The organism is Paenibacillus sp. ov031, from assembly GCF_900143165.1.
GTDB lineage: Bacteria > Bacillota > Bacilli > Paenibacillales > Paenibacillaceae > Paenibacillus > Paenibacillus marchantiae.
In genome coordinates, this window is record NZ_FRDO01000001.1 from 1,487,427 (window position 1) to 1,507,301 (window position 19,875).

At 43.3% G+C, this 19,875-nt stretch carries 12 protein-coding genes; 3 read left to right on the forward strand and 9 right to left on the reverse strand.

Annotation, left to right across the window (positions count from 1 at the left end; genetic code table 11):
- Positions 1–1,423: 1,423 nt before the first annotated feature.
- Positions 1,424–2,953 carry an MFS transporter gene (locus BUA17_RS06370; protein WP_072732965.1) on the reverse strand — a complete coding sequence of 510 codons (1,530 nt, stop codon included), beginning with the start codon at positions 2,951–2,953 and terminating at the stop codon, positions 1,424–1,426.
- Between the two features lie 237 nt (positions 2,954–3,190).
- Between BUA17_RS06370 and BUA17_RS06375 the strand changes: the two genes are divergently transcribed.
- Positions 3,191–3,643: an Lrp/AsnC family transcriptional regulator gene (locus tag BUA17_RS06375; RefSeq protein WP_072732966.1), complete on the forward strand. Its 453-nt coding sequence runs from the start codon at positions 3,191–3,193 to the stop codon at positions 3,641–3,643.
- 592 nt (positions 3,644–4,235) lie between these two features.
- On the opposite strand, the gene BUA17_RS06380 is transcribed toward BUA17_RS06375, so the two are convergent.
- The 6 genes from BUA17_RS06380 to BUA17_RS06405 all read right to left on the reverse strand — a co-directional run bounded on the left by BUA17_RS06380 (position 4,236) and on the right by BUA17_RS06405 (position 13,928).
- On the reverse strand, positions 4,236–4,988 hold the full coding sequence (locus BUA17_RS06380; RefSeq protein ID WP_072733506.1) for an SDR family NAD(P)-dependent oxidoreductase: 753 nt from the start codon (positions 4,986–4,988) through the stop codon (positions 4,236–4,238).
- A gap of 395 nt (positions 4,989–5,383) precedes the next feature.
- Entirely contained in the window at positions 5,384–6,373 is a 990-nt protein-coding gene (locus BUA17_RS06385; RefSeq protein ID WP_072732967.1) for an alpha/beta hydrolase, read from the reverse strand.
- Between the two features lie 46 nt (positions 6,374–6,419).
- Positions 6,420–7,835 (reverse strand): MFS transporter, encoded by a 1,416-nt coding sequence (locus BUA17_RS06390; protein WP_170867793.1) that lies wholly within the window; start codon positions 7,833–7,835, stop codon positions 6,420–6,422.
- 222 nt (positions 7,836–8,057) lie between these two features.
- Positions 8,058–9,284: a cytochrome P450 family protein gene (locus BUA17_RS06395; RefSeq protein WP_063563813.1), complete on the reverse strand. Its 1,227-nt coding sequence runs from the start codon at positions 9,282–9,284 to the stop codon at positions 8,058–8,060.
- 106 nt (positions 9,285–9,390) lie between these two features.
- The gene (locus BUA17_RS06400) at positions 9,391–12,234 is read right to left on the reverse strand and encodes an alpha-L-rhamnosidase (protein ID WP_072732968.1); all 2,844 of its coding nucleotides are present in this window, start codon (positions 12,232–12,234) and stop codon (positions 9,391–9,393) included.
- A 50-nt stretch (positions 12,235–12,284) separates the two neighbouring features.
- Positions 12,285–13,928 carry a type 2 periplasmic-binding domain-containing protein gene (locus tag BUA17_RS06405; RefSeq protein WP_072732969.1) on the reverse strand — a complete coding sequence of 548 codons (1,644 nt, stop codon included), beginning with the start codon at positions 13,926–13,928 and terminating at the stop codon, positions 12,285–12,287.
- 190 nt (positions 13,929–14,118) lie between these two features.
- Here BUA17_RS06405 and BUA17_RS06410 point away from each other — a divergent pair, with 190 nt between their 5' ends.
- Both BUA17_RS06410 and BUA17_RS06415 read left to right on the forward strand, forming a co-directional pair.
- Entirely contained in the window at positions 14,119–15,798 is a 1,680-nt protein-coding gene (locus tag BUA17_RS06410) for a sensor histidine kinase (protein ID WP_063563810.1), read from the forward strand.
- A gap of 176 nt (positions 15,799–15,974) precedes the next feature.
- Entirely contained in the window at positions 15,975–16,580 is a 606-nt protein-coding gene (locus BUA17_RS06415) for a TetR/AcrR family transcriptional regulator (protein WP_063563809.1), read from the forward strand.
- Here the strand turns inward: BUA17_RS06415 and BUA17_RS06420 are convergent.
- Positions 16,565–17,440: a DegV family protein gene (locus BUA17_RS06420; RefSeq protein ID WP_072732970.1), complete on the reverse strand. Its 876-nt coding sequence runs from the start codon at positions 17,438–17,440 to the stop codon at positions 16,565–16,567. The two genes, BUA17_RS06415 and BUA17_RS06420, sit on opposite strands and share 16 nt — an antisense overlap.
- Positions 17,441–17,453: 13 nt before the next feature.
- On the reverse strand, positions 17,454–19,694 hold the full coding sequence (locus tag BUA17_RS06425; RefSeq protein ID WP_083584599.1) for an MMPL family transporter: 2,241 nt from the start codon (positions 19,692–19,694) through the stop codon (positions 17,454–17,456).
- Between the last annotated feature and the right edge of the window lie 181 nt (positions 19,695–19,875).

The following is a 19,875-nucleotide window of genomic DNA, read 5'->3' on the forward strand; positions in this document are numbered from 1 at the left end:
TTCAACAATTGACCGGGGTCGTCCAAAAGTCAGAATAATTTCATTAGAACTCACATAACCTATACCTTTATGATAGCAGTCGCATCTCCAGAGACGCTTTTAACAGAATCTGACCTGATACTAATGGAAGAGGGTAGCCCTGTTCATGACTTCACACTGAGCCTATGTGATGCTCTTCTTCAGTGGTCCGGTCACCATTAAGCTACGTATATCCATGAAGCAAAACTCCACCCATATAGGGCGGTGGTTACAAGGTGGATAACTATTTTAAGTCATTAAGGAGGATGCTTCATACATCAAAATTTGAATATAATCCATTTTAGTCCCGAGCATTTCAATATATTCAGCAACTTATATCTTGCTTTACAAACTTGAGTTCCCTTTCCTCTTCAACAAGCGATGCTTTCGAGCCATTGCGGAAGAGGAACGCTAACTTGCTCTTATCCATTACGGTAATCGGTACAAGTTCTTGTCCCTAACAATTACAAAATCAGCACTAAGTACGATATCTGCATATGTTTCCCCTCCTTTGATCCAAAATCACATCCAGTTTCCTCCCCCTTTTCTTTGCTAAAGTGCTTTTACAAGTTTGTTTTATCTAATTCAAATGAGATCACAGTTTTAATTGAAGTACTTCCGAGCATTAAAGCTGGTTTCTTTGACTAAAAACAGCATTCAGTGTTTCAGTCACCCAAAAGGACACAACACTTCTACTCAGATCTTCATTTAATTGAAATGCGAAATCTGTCCTGCATAATGCTACTTATTGAGGTTTTAATTACATGGCTTTTCATTTATACATCCATCTAATCGGTAATCGGACTATGTTCTTGTCCATTCCGGCAATCGGTACAAGTTCTTGTCCTTGGCTCGGGACACGAATTTGTACCGATAATATAAAAAAGCCGCTAACATAGCGACTTCAATGGGAACATGTTCTTGCCTCTCGACAGTATTGCTGTATTCTCTGACCAGATTGGTCTTTCACTTCAACTAATTGATTCAGTGCATCATAAATATACGTTTGTTTGCCATCGTCCTTTTCCATTGACAGATGTCAACTGATTGGCGTTATTATGCGTATATGTTGTTATTTGCTCTTGCCCACTGCTGACGTCTACCTTCTACGTACGATTACCCTCCTTGTTAGACCCTGTAACTCCTTTTTCGAGCTCTAATAAGTATTCTGTCCATCATTAGGTAATTAGCTAACTCGTTTTCATGAAGGCTAAAATGAAGTTCATTACAAATATCACATTCATCATAATTAAAAAAGATTCGATTGCCTAAAACTGCTGGAATAACATCTGCCTCCTTTTTAAAAGGCACATAGGAGGCCCTTTGACCGCAAAAAGGCAAATTCTATCTTGGTAATTCCCTATTTGTACATACGAGAGGTAACCACTTGTGGGAGCGATGCCCTTCACACTTTACCTGTTTTCTTGGATCTGAAAATCATGAAACTAATCGCAGCCAAAACCCACACACCAATGCCACCATATAGCATTACCAAGCCAAAGCCGTGCACAAGAGCTTTATGGACCAAGGCTCCTGACGTATCTAGAGAGGACAGTTCTGGAAAACTCTGCTTGAGAGATGTAAAATTTCCGGCCGCTATTTTCTCAGCTAAAGTCCGCAATTTCGTTGTATCGAAAATCCCATGAAGTGCTCCCTTCAAATAAGACAAAATACCATTCTGCAAAATGAATCCCATAACAGCGATGTTAATAGCTAGACTGATCAATCTGGCACTCATGTCTATACCCGAAGCCATGCCTGCACGTGTAATCGAAACCGAGCCAGTCGTCGTGTTGGTTACAGGCGTGTTCGTCAATCCCAGCCCGATACCAGCCAGCAGAGAACCTGGAAGCATGGTTAGCCAGTTGGCGTTATCTCCTCCACTACCATATTTCATTAAAATGAAGCCCGTACCGATGATGAACAAGCCCAATGGAATAACTATACGCGGCTGATAACGGAGCGAAAGGCGCTCTGCCAAGGGAGGGATCACCAAGGTTGGCAGAGCATAAGCCAAGAGAGACAGCCCAGCAGCTACAATGCCATAACCAAGACCGCTCTGAAAATAAATCGGCAGATAGATCATGAACGGCCAGAAACTGAAATTCATGCCGATAGAGCCAAGAAGAGCACCGGAAAAATTACGTATCTTGAATACGGAAAAGTCGAACATCGGATGGGCGCTAAGCGTTTCCGCAAAAAGAAAAATAATGAAGCTTGTTGATGCTGCAACAAGAACGCCTATGGATACTACGCTAGTAAAGCCATGTTCGGTTCCTTGAGTGATAAAGTATGCCAGACCAAAAACCGTCAACGAAAGCGTGACGATGCCAATAATATCTAGTTTTTCCGCATGAGGATCGCTTGATTCATCCACACCGCCAAAAACAAGGATCAATGTGAGGATAGTCAGTGGGACGTGGATCAGGAAAACCCAATGCCAGTTTAATACGGCCACAATCATCCCCCCAATAATGGGTCCAAAACCAAGGCCGATACCAAATACGATCCCCCATACTGCAAAGGCTTTGCTACGCTCCCGCTCCTCCTGAAACCGATGCGAAAGAATTGCAATCTGGCAAATCTGCATTGCACCCGCACCCACACCTTGAAGAAATCGACTGATGATTAGAACCGATGTGTTTTGTGCCAAGCCACAAATCAAAGATGTAATACCAAACAAGACGAGGCTAATAATAAAAATACGTCTCCTTCCATAACGGTCAGCCAGCGTTCCCACTGCCATCAGAACCGTCGCACAGGCAATGGTGTAGGCGTTCATAATCCATTGCATATCCTTGAGGTTTCCATGCAGTACCTTTTCCAAGGTAGGCAGAATTACTGGCACACTGGAAATTTCGAGGCCAAACATTAGTGCGGACAAACATATCGCAGCCAATGCGTATATATTTTTGCTAGAATGGGAAATAGTCATTGAAAGTACCCTCCAATATAAACACGTACATATAACTCTTCTGTAATTACTTTATTTATTTCATATCTACTCATTGCTTGCCATCCTCTCTGACTTCTCATGTATAATTTACGTGTGTCTTATTATATAATTTATATCTTCCATTTTACATATCATATAAAATCAAATATGATAATTATGCTAAGTAATAAAAGCTATTTTCTTCAAAACACCTTAAATTTAAAGGAGCTTATTCAAATGGATCATGTAGATAAACAAATACTCTTCTATCTTCAAAAACAGGCGAGGATTTCAATGACTGAGCTAGGCAAAAGCATTGGGTTATCCCAACCTGCCGTAACGGAACGAGTTAAGAGAATGGAAGAGAAGGGAATCATCGAAGAATATCACACCGTTATTTCTCCTGAAAAAATTGGGAAGCATGCGACTGCCTATATGCTTTTTCAAACTAGAGACTGCTTGGCATTTCTTGATTATGTCCATGCATCTCCCCATGTTGCTGAGTGCCACCGCATAAGCGGAGAACATAGTTATTTATTAAAAGTTGTAACAGAATCCACACGCACGCTCGAGGAGTTCAGCAATCAGTGCGATAAATATGGAACCTACACCATCTTGATTGTCATGTCTTCACCGATCGATCATAGTCTTCTCATTCGTTCTCTCGAAGAAGCCAATAGAGCGGACTAATTCCAAGCTGAACTTCCAAAATCATAATCAAGTTCTATATCAACGGACGTTTACAGATATAATAAGGGCCTTAGTCCGAAGAAACTCAGGACCAAGGCCACTTATCTCATTTTTTTACTGTGGAGAATTCCATTTTAATCAATTCCTACGGTCCGATGTCATACAGATCAGAGGTTTTAACTACATGTGCTTAATTTTAGATAATCATCTAATCGGTAATCGGACTATGTTCTTGTCCATTTCGGCAATCGGTACAGGTTCTTGTCCTTGGCTCGGGACAAGAACCTGTACCGATAAAATAAAAAAGCCGCTAAAATAGCGACTTTGAATGGAACAATGTTCTTGTCCCGTGACATCTCTCTGTGAGATCCCTAATACCTTACCTATCATAGCCTTTTCGTTTTAAATTAAACCCATGCTATCAACACTCAACTTGCTCCGTCAATTAACATTTATGTTAAATTCTTAAAAGGGCAGAAATTAGTTAATCTGCCCTTTTCTTTGAAAGTTATTGTTTGTTAATGAGATAGGATTCATTCGTTCATTGTATATCCCCCTCATCATTTCTAATTTAGTGTCCATGTAGAAATTCTTAAAGGGTAAGACCACCATCGGCTACGATAATGGAACCTGTCATATAACTTGATCCATCCGAAGCCAGGAATGCAACGACTTGAGCGAGTTCCTCTGGTTCAGCAAACCGTCCAATTCTCATATTAGGGAATTCTTCTGGCATATATTCATTGTCTTGCAGCATTTGTGGAACAGCCGCTGTCAATGGTGTAGCTACACCACCAGGACAGATCGCGTTAACACGGATACCTTTTCTGACGTATTCAAGCGCAGCTGCCTTGGTTAAACCGGCAACGCCGTGTTTGCTGGCTGTATAAGCGGCCAAGCTGTGTTCAGCGCGAATGGCTGTTGTAGATGCAGTATTAATGACATGACCGTATCCTTGTTCGTCCATCACTCGAAGTGCATGTTTCATTCCGAGGAATATGCCCTTCAGATTGACATCGATGATTCGATTGAAGTCTTCTAGGCTCATGCTATGGAAACTTTGGAACTGTTGGATGATTCCGGCGTTATTAAAAGCTACATCAATTTTTCCGTACGTATTAACAGCTTGCTGGATATAATTTTGAACATCATCTTCTTTGGAAACATCGGCTTGTACAAAAATGGCTTCGCCATCTTGCTCCTTTACCAGCTCCAGTGTCTCTTGTCCTGTTGCAGTATTATAATCGACCAGAACCAGCTTGGCTCCTCTGGCTGCCATCAGAATGGCGCTTGCTCTTCCTATTCCACTGCCTGCTCCTGTGATTGTAATGACTTTACCTGCCAGGGAATCAGATTGTTTGTTTGCAGCAACCGCAGGTTTGGTTTTCGGAGTTTCTCCTGACACAATTGAAATACCAGCCAAATCATTCTTTAAAGCTAGCAATGTAACTTCAGGAATATCCACTTGAGGAACCGCTACCAACTGATTTAGTGTGAAATTGGAAGCCATCTTAAATGTAGGAGCGTTAATAAACTCGGGTAGATGTTTAGTTAGAATTGCTAACGCCTCTTCATTATTCAGTAAATCCCCGATTTCAATATTTTCATTGTAGGCCATTATTCTTCATCCTCCGATACATGATGTGTGTAAAATATTAAATGATAGTATGACTATCATTTTGATTATTAAGATATCATTTATTGTCTACATTTGCAATTATCATTTGAATACTTGGTAAATTATCGAGGTGGAACGGGAACAAGCCGCAATTGATGATCCAACTGGATTGCTGCTGCTTCTGATAAGAGATCACCCCCAAAGTCAAGAATAGCTCGGAGAGGAACTTCCATTGCTTCTTGATTCAACGATTCGCCAAGAACAGGTATTGCGGCTAAAATGACCTGTTTACAGACTTCATTTTTCCACAAAACACCCAGTTGTACATCCAAACTGTATTGATCAACAGAATCAACCTGAACGCTCTCTCGCTCCGAGGCGAATTCACCAAATATGCCTCGGAGCCAGCTTATACAAAGACGAAACCACTGCGCAACAGCCGGTTCGACCATGCTGCGTAACCCTCCTGAAGTATGAGGTCTTGCGAGCGATAAGCCATGTACGCCTTTGGTAAAGATATGCATCTCAAACGGGACATTTGCATGGTTAAGAGCTTCTGCAAAAGTCAAAGCGTTACTAACTGGAACCAATCGATCCTCGTACGTGTGAAATATGAACGTTGGCGGTGTTAACGCATCTACAGACTTATCGACGCCTGGTACCAGTACAGGGAAAATACGGCTCATCGATTCCACAATGCATGGATAACCAAGAATCATGGCATTGGGCCTAATCTTTCCCATAGTTCCTAACGCTGCCGCTAAGTGTCCACCAGCCGAGAAGCCACATACAGCTATTTTGTCTGGATCAATCCCCCACTTCGAACTATTCTCCTGAATCAATTCCAGTGCTTCTTCTGCATCATTCAAAGGTTTCGGAAATACAGCGTTCTGATTAATCGAATATTGTAACGTAAAAGCCTGGTACCCCTCCGCTAGAAAAGCCATCGCTATCGGTTCTGCCTCCCGCTCTGAACATGCTCTGTATGCCCCACCAGGTAAAATGAGAACAGCAGGTCGATTGCCCATGTTAGACATTCCTTGTGAAGAATCCAATACATAAGCCGTTAGACTAACGTTCGTATTGGTGAGTTCAACCGTTGTTAACTTCATATATCCTCCTATATTTTCATTTATAGTATATTGAAGCGTTCTCAATTTAAATTTTAGCGGTTCTTCTTTCTTCGAGATCTTTAAGGACTTTAGGGAATTCTTTATCCAGTTTGTAGAAGAACAGACAGATTGCAATCACGACCATTACAACAATAGGTACATATATGTTTAAAGCAATAATAGCTTGTTTAGCTGCATCACCTTGCTCGCTCGCCTGCTCCACGTAACCACCTAAGGCTAGAAACCATCCAATCATGGCTGCTCCCAAAGCAGTACCCACCTTGTTGCCAAAGGCATTAACACTATTCGTTAACCCAACCATTCTTTTACGGAACTTCCATTCTCCATATTCAATCGTATCCGTGGTGAGTGCTCCTCCAACTGCCATGAGAGGAATCGTACCCAGGGTTTGGAATACCGAACACACAAGTCCTAGCATAATACTCTCGGGTGCAATCAATCTAGCCGTTGCTCCAATCAAACCAATGATAACACCACCAAGAGCTGTGTTACGTTTGCCAAACTTTTTGATAAAGGGTCCCGACAAGCTAAAACCGATCACGACCGGAATAAGACCTATCCCTCCCATAATGGCAACCAGATTCACATCTCCCCAGATGTACTTGGCGTAATAGGTTCCTGCAGCGACACCTAATGCGAACAAAATATGAGAAAAGCTACCAACAGTGAACATCAAAAGCCAGTATTTATTGGAGATCAACATTTTCAAACCTTGGACTAGTGAAATTTTCTCCTGAAAAACGCCAAGCTCGTCCAATTGTACATTGTTATATTTCTCTCTGTTGGAGAAAAAGGCGATGAGTATTCCTGCCGCGGCCATGAATGCGAAAATCCCGGCTAATATAGTCCATTCCCTTCTGCCACCACCCATAGCGTTGACAATAGGAAGAAAAGCAATCGCCACAACCATTCCTGCTAAATAACCGCTACTTGATCTGATAATACCCATTAAAGATCTTTCATAGGTGTTGCGTGTAGTCAGGGCCATCAAACTTGAGTAGGGTATGAATGTAGGTGTATACACCATAATGTAAAATACCAGATTTGTTATAATGGCATATACAATTTTACCAGTGACGCTGATATCCGGAACTGAAAATAACAGTAACAACGATACAAACATCGGAATGCTCATCCAGAGTAGCCACGGACGTGCTTGCCCATACTTGGATTTAGTCCGGTCTACGAGCACGCCCATGCCCACATCTGCAACTGCATCAAGTAGTTTGGTAACCAATAGAACAGTTCCTACAATTGCTGCCGATACACCTACAACATCCGTGTAATAATACGTAATTAGTCCCAGCAATCCGCTTGAAATGTTCAGCCCAAACATTCCCATGGAATCTCCGATCAGTCTTTTAGTCGGAATTTCACGTTCAGGTTGATGAGGTGTGTCTGTGTGAGATGTGACGTGTTGGTCATTTACTGCAACTCCCATAGCTTTTCCCCTCCGATATACTCTTGATGGATACGCAATGAATTCGCTTTCATACTTATATTGTAAGATCCATACAGGAATGCGGATATAACGCGTTGTTAAGATGAAATAACGTAATCCAAATACAATATCGGAGGTGAGTACCTTATAAAAAAAGAAGCCACGATAATTGTGGCTTCTCTTCATTCAATATGAATAAGTACGTTTATCATTTAATGTAAATCAGAACGAAACCGGGAAGTCTTTTAATCCGCGAATAATCATGCCTTGGCGCCATTCCAATGATTCCTCTGTTGTGTTCAGACGAATATCAGGCATTTTACGCAGTAACGCATGAATAGCAATCTCCCCTTCTAGTCTCGCTAAGGGTGCTCCAAGACAGAAATGTATGCCCTTTCCAAAGGCAATATGATTATTCACCTTACGTGTAATATCAAACGTATCCGGCTCGGGGAACTGCTGTGGATCACGATTTGCAGACGAAAACGAAACAAAGAGCATATCCCCTTGTCGAATATGTTTTCCGCCATACTCTACATCTTCAGTAGCCCAGCGTATGTTGCTCACTTCTGCCGGTCCGTTATACCGAAGGATCTCCTCCAGGGCTGGATGAATCAATTCAGGATCATTCAAGAGCAATTGCTTCTGCTCCGGGTTATCAAGCAACGCCAGCATACCGTTCCCGATCAGATTCACGGTTGTTTCATGGCCTGCAATGATTAGAACGAAGACAAGGGCATATAGTTCCTGCTCCGAAAGAACATCTCCCTCCTCCTCCACGCTGATGAGGTCGCTAATCAGGTCTTCCTGAAGATGTTGGCGTCTTTCTGTGATCAACACATGCAGATAGTCTACGAATGCCTTCATGACCTCATCGCTCTTCTCGTTCATATGTGGATTGTTGAATCCCTCCATGATGGTATTGGACCACTCCTGGAATTTGTCCTGATCCTCTAGAGGAACCCCCAACATTTCACATATAACCATGATCGGAAGGGGAAAAGCATAATCTTCGATCAGATCCAGTTCCCTTTTTCCACTCGCCAGTACCTTGTCAAGCAATTCATCACTTATTTCTACAATTCTACCGCGCAGGCGCTCAATCATACGGGGTGTAAAAGCTTTCTGTATCAATCTCCGTAGACGGCGGTGATCCTCCGGATTCACACTAAGCAAATTACGAGAAATGATCTCTTGATGTGGCGGAGCTGCCCCCTCAACATTTCCCATGAACGGAGGATTCGTCACAAAGCGTTTATCCTGAAAAATCTCAACGGCGTCTTCGTAGCGAGTAATCATCCATGCAAAGTGACCACTGGGCAAAGGAAACCGATGCACTGGATCTTCGTTTCGCAGCTCCTTGTAGACCGGAAAGGGATTATTTATAAACGATTGATCAAGAAAATCAACTCCCGACTTCGAATGTCCCTTGTTGCCATTGGTAAACATTACAACGCCTCCCGAATATATGATAGTTTGTATATCAATACAATATCAATTCTATCATTACCGAATACGACTTTCAAATTTTGTAATCTTACGTACCCTGCTACACTCACTGGTCAAGCTGAACCATCGCCAACTTGCGATCAAGTTCATCCAACTGTTCTTCAGGTGCGCTGAAGGATGGATAACTGGCCAATTCACGTATACTCGCTTCTCCCATTGGTCCAATGGTTTCTGGATTCAACGTAGCAAAAACTGGTGAAAATCCGCTTAAAGCTTCGCGGCCTCCCTCATTACGAAGCAAGTCATTGAGTGGAGTGTGTGTGCTAAGAATTTTCTTGTATACTTTGGATGGAGCATAGCTTACTTCATACGTACCACTACTCACTTCAATTATGGTATTCTCTTCTTCCTGTGTGACAGGTAATCCGGAATCGGTAAGGATAACACCGTTCAGGGTCACATTCTCCATTTGAGCATGTGGTAGTTTTATCGTAGCTGTTGCATTGAACGGTATGGAGAAGCTGAAGAACAGATTCCCTTGCTCGTTGAATTTCCATTCGCTCTTATACCGTCCTGCTGCCGTATCTACATGAGCTTTAACCCATTGGATTCTGAAATCAGGTAGAGGTGCCAGTAAAGCATGACGGAATCCTGGATTATCCTCGACGGGATTGATTCCTGCCATATTCCGATACATCCATTCTGCAACCGCTCCATAAGCATAATGATTGAGCGAGTTCATGCCATCTCCGCTGATTTTCCCATCCGGAAGAATAGAGTTCCAGCGTTCCCAGATCGTTGTCGCCCCCATATTGACCGCATACAGCCAGCTTGGATAATCATCATTCAGCAGCAGTGTGTATGCAATGTCGTTGCTTCCATGCTCTGACAGAACCCGGTTCAGATAGGGTGTTCCAACAAAGCCTGTTCGCAAATGGTTCTGGTCTTTGCGCAGACGCATGCGGATGTCTTCCTCAATCCGCGGAGTGTGTTGTTCTGGCACCAGATTCATAAACAAGGCAACCGCATATGCCGTCTGCGTATCTACAGCGAGACGTCCATTGCTGGTAAAGAATTCATCCTTTATCGCTGCTCTAACCTCTAGTGCCAGTTGCGCATAGGTCTCCACGAGGTCTCCATGTCCCAGAACTTTGGCTGCCTTCGCTACAATATCTGCTGAATAAGCGTAATACGCTGAAGCCACAAAATGATTATCCGTTCCCCCCATTGGAGAATCGGGATTACCCCCATCCAGTGCAAGCCAGTCACCAAAATGGAAACCTACTGTCCATAACCGTTTGCCGCCTGATTCATCATCGGTACGTTTGATGAAGTCCACCCATGCCTTCATGCTGTCAAATTGTTGCTCAAGAATACCCTTATCTCCAGAGTGAACGTAACTGTTCCATGGAATAATGGTGGCTGCATCGCCCCAAGCACTAGACCCACCGCCTTGCACTCGGCCAACGGGGATCACCATGGGTACCATACCTTCCCGATCTTCCTGTTCCATCCATAGATCATAACCATACTTACTAAAGAAAGCATAGGTATCCATGTTGAAATTAGCAGTACCAGAGAAGACCTGTGCATCACCTGTCCAGCCCATTCGTTCATCCCGTTGCGGACAATCTGTAGGTGTATCCAGGAAATTTCCTTTTTGACCCCATAGTGCATTCTCATATAGACGGTTGATTCCTGAATGGCTTGTCTCCAAATATCCGATGCGGTCCATATCCGAGTAAACAACACATCCTGTAAAATCGTCTAAGTCCAACTTACCAATCCAACCCTCTACTTTGATATATCTGAAGCCGTAGAAGGTAAAGTAGGTTCGAATGATGGCTTCATTGCCATCTGATGTATACGTATATTCCGCCTTGGCCGATCTAAGATTCTCCCGATAGAAATTACCATCCTGAAGTACTTCGCCATATTGTAAATGAATGACTGATCCACGCGGTGCCTGAGTGCGAAATTGTAGCCAGCCGACCATGTTTTGTCCCATATCAATGACGGTCTCCCCAGCTGGGGTGGTGAGGACCTCGATCGGTTTTAATGTTTCCTTGATCACAACGGGGAGACTCTTTCTAGCCATCAGACGCTCGTAGCCTAGATTCGTTTCTTTGACTGGATATTCCTCAGAAACATCCAGAGTAGCATCATAAATTTCTCCATCATAGATGTTACTATCCAACACCGGGGAGCGGGTAGCTCGCCAGGACGTATCTGTTTTAAACACGACTTCGGTACCATCTGTATAGGTAATAATGATTTCGGAAATCAGTGCAAAATGGTCTCCATACAGCTCCCCTGTTGTATCGCCTTCAAAGCCAAAGCGACCTTTGTACCAACCGTTCCCGAGGCCTACATCAACCGTGTTTGTACCAAGCTGTAGCATATCTGTAATATCGTAGGTCTGATACTGCAACCATTTGTGATAGGCATTATAATGGGGAGCCAAATATTCATCTCCAACCTTGGCGCCATTAAGCGTCATCTCGTAAACACCCAGACCACATACGTAGGCACGGGCTTGTACCACTGAACCCGCAATTTCGAAACTTCTTTTCAAGACAGGATGGACTGAACTGTCCAGTTCAGGGGTGATCCACTGAGCTGTCCACGCCTCTTCCTGCTTTGCGGTTTCAAACCAAGCTGTCTCACTGATGGCATCTTCACCACGTTCGTTCCAAACCCGTACTCTCCAGTAATATCGGGTCCTTGGAGCTAACGTCAGAGACGGTATATATGCGAGTGAATCAATGTCCTCTTTTTTACCACTGTCAAAAACGATGTTAATGAAGGCTTCATCCAGCGCTATTTCTATTTGTGCAGCAATCTGTTTAGTTGCAGTAGTCTCCGTAACAACATAAGATAAGCTTGGATATTCTATTGCGAATCCTAACGGATTGGATACATGATTTGTTTTTAAATTTGTGATTTTCATGACTTTACCCTCCATTATCGTTGAATACGTTCTCACAACTTTGTTCTGCATTATTGAGATTGGATTGACCTGTACCACTCGTTCACTTCGTCCGTCATTTGTTTTCCGCCAGATTTGAGCCATTTCTTAACAAAATCATCAAAAGCCTCTATAGGCTGCTCGCCATAAATAATAGAATTAAAGGTATCCAACTCCATCTTTTGCAGATAGGTGTTCCTTGATCGCATTATTTTCGTCGCCGGTCCTTGAAACAGGTTTCGTTGGTCTATTTTTTCCTGAGTCGCCTCAACAACGTCTGCCTGTGTAACCGGCAACTCATCCGGGTTGTTCGGGTCTACCCCCATGCTGAAAAAGACGGCTCGATCATAAGCATTCAGTTGTTCACCCTTGCCTAGTTTTAAAATGGCGTCTTTAAATCGTGAGGGGTAGCTTGCATATTGGCTAAACAATGTATATTTGGAGGTATTTACTTTTCCTCCTGGAATTGTACTGCTCTCACTGTTAATAGATCCATCCTGTTTCAGAACATAGTCATACCCGTTTTGATAGGCGCTAAGAAAGAACGGATCATCGGTTACAGTTGCTTCATATAAATAGTTCTGGTATTTAAAAAATGCCTGTAACGCTTCTTCAGAAATGTCTTTGCTAATAAGGAGAGCAGCACTGTAAGAATTGCCCGCCAGTCTCCCTGCTGTTCCATCAGGACCCGTTGGTATCGGATTAGGAATAAATTCTGCTTGAGAATCTCTAGCTATGAGCTGCTTCACCGGATAGTCAGCAAACCATCGTGGTCCTGCAACAATTCCGACCTTGCCGGCAATTACGTTTTCGTTAACTTGACTGAAATCTTGTAATGCAACGTTGTTTCCCATATATCCTTTGCTTTGCCATGATCTCAGTCTCAACAGTGCTTTTTTGATCTCCGGTTGAATGCTGCCGTACATCAACTGTCCCTTTCCATCTTCACCCCATATTTCAGGAAGGGCTCCATAAGCCCCGAATACCCATGAGATATCTCCTGTTGGGGAAGCCAGATACTGATCCTTGATGGCAAAATCAATGCCGTAGGTATCTTTTAACCCATTCCCATCCGGATCATCATAAGTAAAGGCTTTCATGATTTGTTCGAGTTCATCCAGATTACGCGGGGCTTCAAGTCCCAGTTTATCCAGCCAATCTTTACGGATCCATAGTACAGCTTGTGAAACTTGTTCAGTAATAATGGGGATTGCCATTCTTTTTCCATTTTCAGTGAACGGTTGCCAGGCTTCAGGAACTTCAGCCATAGCCGCTTTCCAGGTGGGAGAGGCGTATTGATCAAAGGCTTCTCCCGCATCCAATACCTTTCCTGAAGTCAGGAACTGATTCGTCGTATCCATGACTTTAGATGAAAATACATCAGGAAGTGGGTCATCGGAAGACAACATTAATCTAAGCTTCATATCGTAATCCTCCACTGGAGCACTCCATTGTGTGCGAATATCCACCCCCAATGTCTTCTTGGCCCAACGTATATGTACGTTATCGGACGCCGTTTCGCTGTTTTTGTATACGGTGGTTGGTTCATCCATCTTAACGGTGGTTAGGACGACTTCATGTTTAACAGATTCCTGTTGAGGAGTTGTTTCATCACATCCCGTCAATAGAGCCAAACAAAGGACGGACAGAAGCAGGGATTTTTTCCTCCAGCTCATATTCAAAATTCTCCTTCATCTATTTCATCTTAATCATATCGTGACAACTATGGGATCGAAATAACGCTATTTCAACATTCCATAATTCAATCTTAACTTACGCTTCTATTACTCTTTGTTTCACTTGTGTTTCTCCTTTGGTCGCCCTACAATGAGATATATTTACATCATTGGCAGGGGGAATAGCGGTGTGAAGCAGAAGTACAGAACATTCCTGAACATGGTGGCAATTACTTTGATTATGCTTGCAGCAGTATTAATCATGTACACCTTCTCTGTCCAGTCCAGCTTGGATACAGTCAAAAAAGATATTGAGGCCAACAACCTTAATCGGGTTCAATTTGTAGTAAATACACTCGACCAGAACATAGATCGGTTAAATATGCTTGCCATTACACTGGAAACGGATAATACAATTGCTCTCCTTCAATCGATCGACGTCATGAGTGCATTTGAGCAAGTTCAGCTCATTCAGAATGTTGAGGCCAGAGTGAAACTTCAAAGTCTTTCGGAAGGATGGAGTAACAAAATATCCATCTACTCCATCCTCCTCAATCAATGGATTGTATCTTCGGAAAATCAGATGCAGTCTCCTGAGAATGATTCACCACAGTCAGGGTGGAAAATCGATCCTGTTTCAGGGGCATTTTATAAATACAAGACGAATTCCGAGCTAATTATGCGAATGGAGTTCCCTCGGGGCAATCTGGAGGAACTTGTAGAAAACTCACATCAGGGAGAGAATGAGGCCGTATTCTATCATCCGAATCAGGGATCCATTACTCGCAAAAACGCAAATCCCTTGACCTCCCTTATTTTAGACCAAGTCGTCACTAATCTTAAGCCTGCTTCCGGTACCGAGACAGTCTCCGTTAACGGTTCTGACTATATCGTCAACTATGTTTATTCGCAACAACTTGAATGGTATCTTATTGACTTTATGCCTCTGGATAAGGTGTTGCAACCCATTAAAACCAGCCAAATCTGGTTCTACTCCGCCTGTGTAATGCTATTTATGGCAGGGTTGACAATTATCATTGTTCTCTTTCGGAAAGTTCAGATTCCTATACTGGTTCTTCTGAAGGGAGTTCGACTGCTGAAGCATGCTGAATTCTCTTATCGGATTAAGAGGCAGAGCGGCAATGAATTTGATTATTTGTATGGACAGTTCAATGACATGGCCGAACAGATCGAAGACTTGATCGAGAAAGTATATAAAGAAAAAATCATAGCACGAGAAGCTGTGCTCAAGCAGTTGCAGGCTCAAATCAATCCGCATTTCCTTTATAATTGCCTGTTTTTCATCAATAACATGACGCGACTTGGCAACGAGGAAGCCGTTACGGCCATGACCCAGAATCTTGCGGAGTATTTCAGATATACGACCCGCCTGAATGAACCAATGACCCGTTTGGAAAAAGAACTGGGTATCGTCCGGAATTATCTTGAAATTCAATGTCTGCGTATGGAACGACTCTCCTATCATATCGAACTGCCCGATGATCTCAGTTCTATTCCAATTCCAAAGCTGCTTGTCCAGCCTCTGGTGGAAAACAGTATTATCCACGGAATTGAAATGAAGCGTGATTCAGGTTATATACAGGTTAAGGTAGAACGGACCGAACGAGGTATCCTTCTTACTGTTGAAGATGATGGAACAGGGATGACACTTGACGAGATCAACTCCCTTATGGTTAGACTTGCCGAACCTCCTGTAGATACCATAGGTTGTGCCCTGTGGAACATCACTGAACGTCTGCGTATTCATGATCCTGTTCATTCAGGTATCCAATTGGATCAAAGTCCACTCGGCGGTATGCGGGTGAGAATTCACTGGTCCCTTCCCACAAATGATCGAGAACTTGAATAATAAAGTCTATACAAAATGCCTCATACATCACTTGAATTTTGATGTATGAGGCATTATTGATTTTTAATTGACAGAAAAGTGTCATGTTTGTTAGCATAGTCTGAGTTAAATCGAACAAGGAGGTTTTTCCAATAGAACCCCGGCAAAGGCTTGAAAACGAGCGCAGCGATCTAAAATTGAAGCGGCGCACAAGTATTATTGAAGCAGCTCAAATCGTTTTTTTCAATAAAGGTTTCGAACAAGCAACGATGCAGGAGATCGCCGCTGAGGCGAGCTTGGGCGTCGCTACCATATTCCGTTATTTCCCCAAAAAAGAACAGTTAATTGTTGCGGTCGCTTCCGAAATTGTTCAATCCGAGATCGAAGTGTTCGAGGGCATTCTACACGATCAAGGAACCTGTTATGACAAGCTGGAAAGAATCTTTGATACACTTATTTTCTTCCAACAGGCGGAACATCAACGGAACTCGAAATTAATTGAGGCATTCGAATGTTACGTCTCCATGTCGAAGCTTCCTCTGGACGATATGGAAATCTATCAGGCCAATTATAATAAACTGATTACCCTGTTTACCGAGCTTGCGGAACTTGGTGAACAGGACGGGTCCTTGCGGACGGATGGCAATACTCGTGAAACCATTAATACCATGATTAATGTGTTTGGAAACTTTTCCAAAAAGATGGCGATGTTGAACGGTATTGATGCATTCCAGACCCAAGTAAATGAAGTGCAGCAGTTCAATATCCTAAAAAAACTGTTCCTTGATCATTTGAGAGCCTGAACAAGAGGCTCCGACTTCAGGATAAAACTGATTGCCAGACTATGAGGACCACTGTGAGAGCATATGGAGCAGCCGCCTTCGATGATGTGTACATTGCGAACAGAGGTCTCTTCTAGAATCATGTTGCGTATCCACTCCGCAGTTTCCTCTTCCAGTGTCTGGGCAATAATAATCTGGTCGTGATCAATGCGATGGATATGGCTCAAAATATCCTGTAAAAGTTTCTTAACAATTCTCTCCTTGCTTCCCCTGTATTTCACTCCGGAAAGCACCCTTCCATGTCTAACATATAAAATGGGACGAATTCGAAGCATACTTCCTAGCATATGTTGAATGCTGCTAACCCTGCCTCCCTTGTGAAGATAATCGAGATTATCAACGAGCACATTTAACTGGATTTCATGCCGCGCTGTCTCAAGCCATTCGGCGATCGCAAGGGCACTTTTTCCTTCTGAAGCCATTTCCGCTGCTAAAAGTACATTCATGGCTGTCCCGGCGGATACATTCAGTGAATCTACAACCGTTACCCGTCCTGCGGGGAACTCTCTTGCCGCCACCATGGCGTTCTGATACGTCGATGATAGATGAGAGGACATACTGATAAACAGTATATCCTCTCCGTTCTCGATGACCGGACGGAACACTTGAATGAAATCTGCAGGCGGAGGTGCAGCTGTCTTCGGCAATTGGTCGTATATCTCAACCAAATTGTACATGTCTTTTGCATTGATTTCTTTTCGATCAACATAGGACGTGTCCTGAAAAACAATATATAAAGGTACAATTCCGATATTATATTGGTCCATCCAATCCTGTGGGACATCCGAGATACTATCTGCAAAAATGCGTACTTTCGACATGCTACGCCTCCCCCTAACCTGATTTCTCTTTACTCATCAAAGTTGAACTTTCCGATTCTTCATCTTTTTTCGATGAAATGGAGGTATCGATAGAATGAGTATCCTTCATCACGGATTCTCCCTCCACATCAATATTAGGAAGAATTCGATCCAGCCACTTCGGCAAATACCAGGCGCTTCGCCCTAACAGGGTCATCACCGCCGGGACAAGCGTCATCCGAACGATGAATGCATCTACCAAAATACCAAAGGCAAGTGCGAGTCCCATGGATTTGATCATGGCATCTCCGGCAAAGATAAAGCTCGCAAAGACGGCGATCATAATCAAACCTGCGGCACTTACAACAGGACCACTGTGAGTAATACCACTTCGTATTGATTTCACTGCATCTCCCGTATGGTTATAATCCTCTCTCATGCGGCTTACCAAAAATACTTCGTAGTCCATAGCAAGTCCGAAGAGAATACCTGTAACCAGAATTGGCAGGAAGCTCAGTACCGGCCCTGGTTCGGGAATGCCAAAGAAATTTGCCAGATAGCCATCTTGAATGACCAAAACGATGACGCCTAGGGTTGATCCAAGGGTGAACAGGAATCCAAGTACGGCTTTGATTGGAACCAGAATGGATCGAAAAACCAGCATGAGCAACACGAAGGCGAGACCTACAATCAATATTGCAAATTTCGGCAATGCTTCGTCAAGTTTCTCGGAGATATCAATATTGACTGCCGTTCCCCCGGTAACCATAATTTCGACATTATTATCTTTCATCACCTGTTCCGCTTCCGCACGAATAGTTTGGACCAATTCGGTCGTTTTGATATCATGAGGGCCTGTCTTCGGTAACACCGTAATGATTGCGGCCTTCCCGGAAGGACTCGGAATTAAAGGATTGACACTTGCCACATCAGGCAGATTTTTGATATATGAAGTTGCTTTGGCAATATCCGCTTGTGGATCTTCCGTTTTTGCTGTTCTAGCAACTACAACCAGTTGACCATTAAATCCTTCTCCAAAGCCTTCCGCAAGCAGGTCATACCCTCGACGTTCTGTTGTATCCGTGGATTTTAAACCGCTATCTGGTAGGCCGAGTTGCATATGCAAGAACGGGATAGTACAAACCGTCAATAAAACGATACACAGGATGGCAGTGAGCCAAGGTTTGCGTGTTACAATCTTGCCCCAACGATTCTCTGTTCCCTCTGCTTTTTTGGGACCAGACCATTTCCGCAGCCATTTGTTCTCCCGTGCCGGACTAATTCGATCTCCTGCAACTGCCAATACGGCAGGAACAAAAATGACAGCAATTAATACTGCTACGAATACACTTACAGCTGCCGCCAATCCCATCATGGTTATGAATGGAATCTGTACGACCGACAGACCAACCAGGGCGATAATAACGGTTATTCCTGCAAAGACAACGGAGCTACCTGCTGTTGCATTGGCTTGAGCAATGGCTGTATTTCGCTCAAATCCTGCTGCCAGTTGTTGACGATACCTGGACATGATGAACAGAGCATAGTCGATCCCTACAGCCAAGGCCAGCATAACAGCCAGTGTAATGGAGAATGAAGCCATAGAAACTACATTTGAGCCAATGACGATAATCATCATTCCTATACCGAGCCCTACAACTGCGGTTAGGATCGGTAATCCTGCTGCGAGAAACGATGTGAATGTGAAAGCAAGGATCATGAACGCAATCAGAACCCCGATGACTTCAGAAGTACCTCCTATCTCAAGCTCAGAAAAAGCTACACTCCCTGCAAGTTCCGTTTGAATTCCACGATCCTGCAGTCTCTCTACAACACCAAGAACATGTTCTTTGGAATTCTCTGTTACTTCATTGGCTGGCTGACTGTATGTAACATCAGCATAACCAATCTTCTTGTCTGCACTTAACGTACCGGCGTCATACGGACTGACGATAGATGTTACCGATGAATCCGATTGAACCACTTTTAATGCTTCTGTAATCCATTTTTTGTTCGATTCCGATTCCAGTGTTGCCTTTTCAGACTTGAACACTAACCTGATCTGTCCACCATCACCGGAGGATGGAAATTCTTCATTCAATATGATTCCAGCCTGTTCCGATTTGGTTCCCGGAATGGTCATCTCTCCTGTAAAGGACGTTCCCAAGCCAAGACCCAAGGCGGCCACAAGCAGTAAAAGCATCAAACCTCCTGCGATTACCATTTTCCTTTTTCTTACCGACCACTCACCGAGTCGAAATAATAATTTTGCCATATTCTTTTGACGTCTCCCTTCTTTGCTACAAATCTGGGCTATCTTGATGTTGGACAACCTCGTGAATTCATCATATCTAAAACTGAACAAGAAAAAACGTACATAAGGGCATGCCCTTGATGTACGTTTGGGAAGCACCAAAGGGCGCTTTTAGTACTCGCTGACCATTGATATGGAAAAT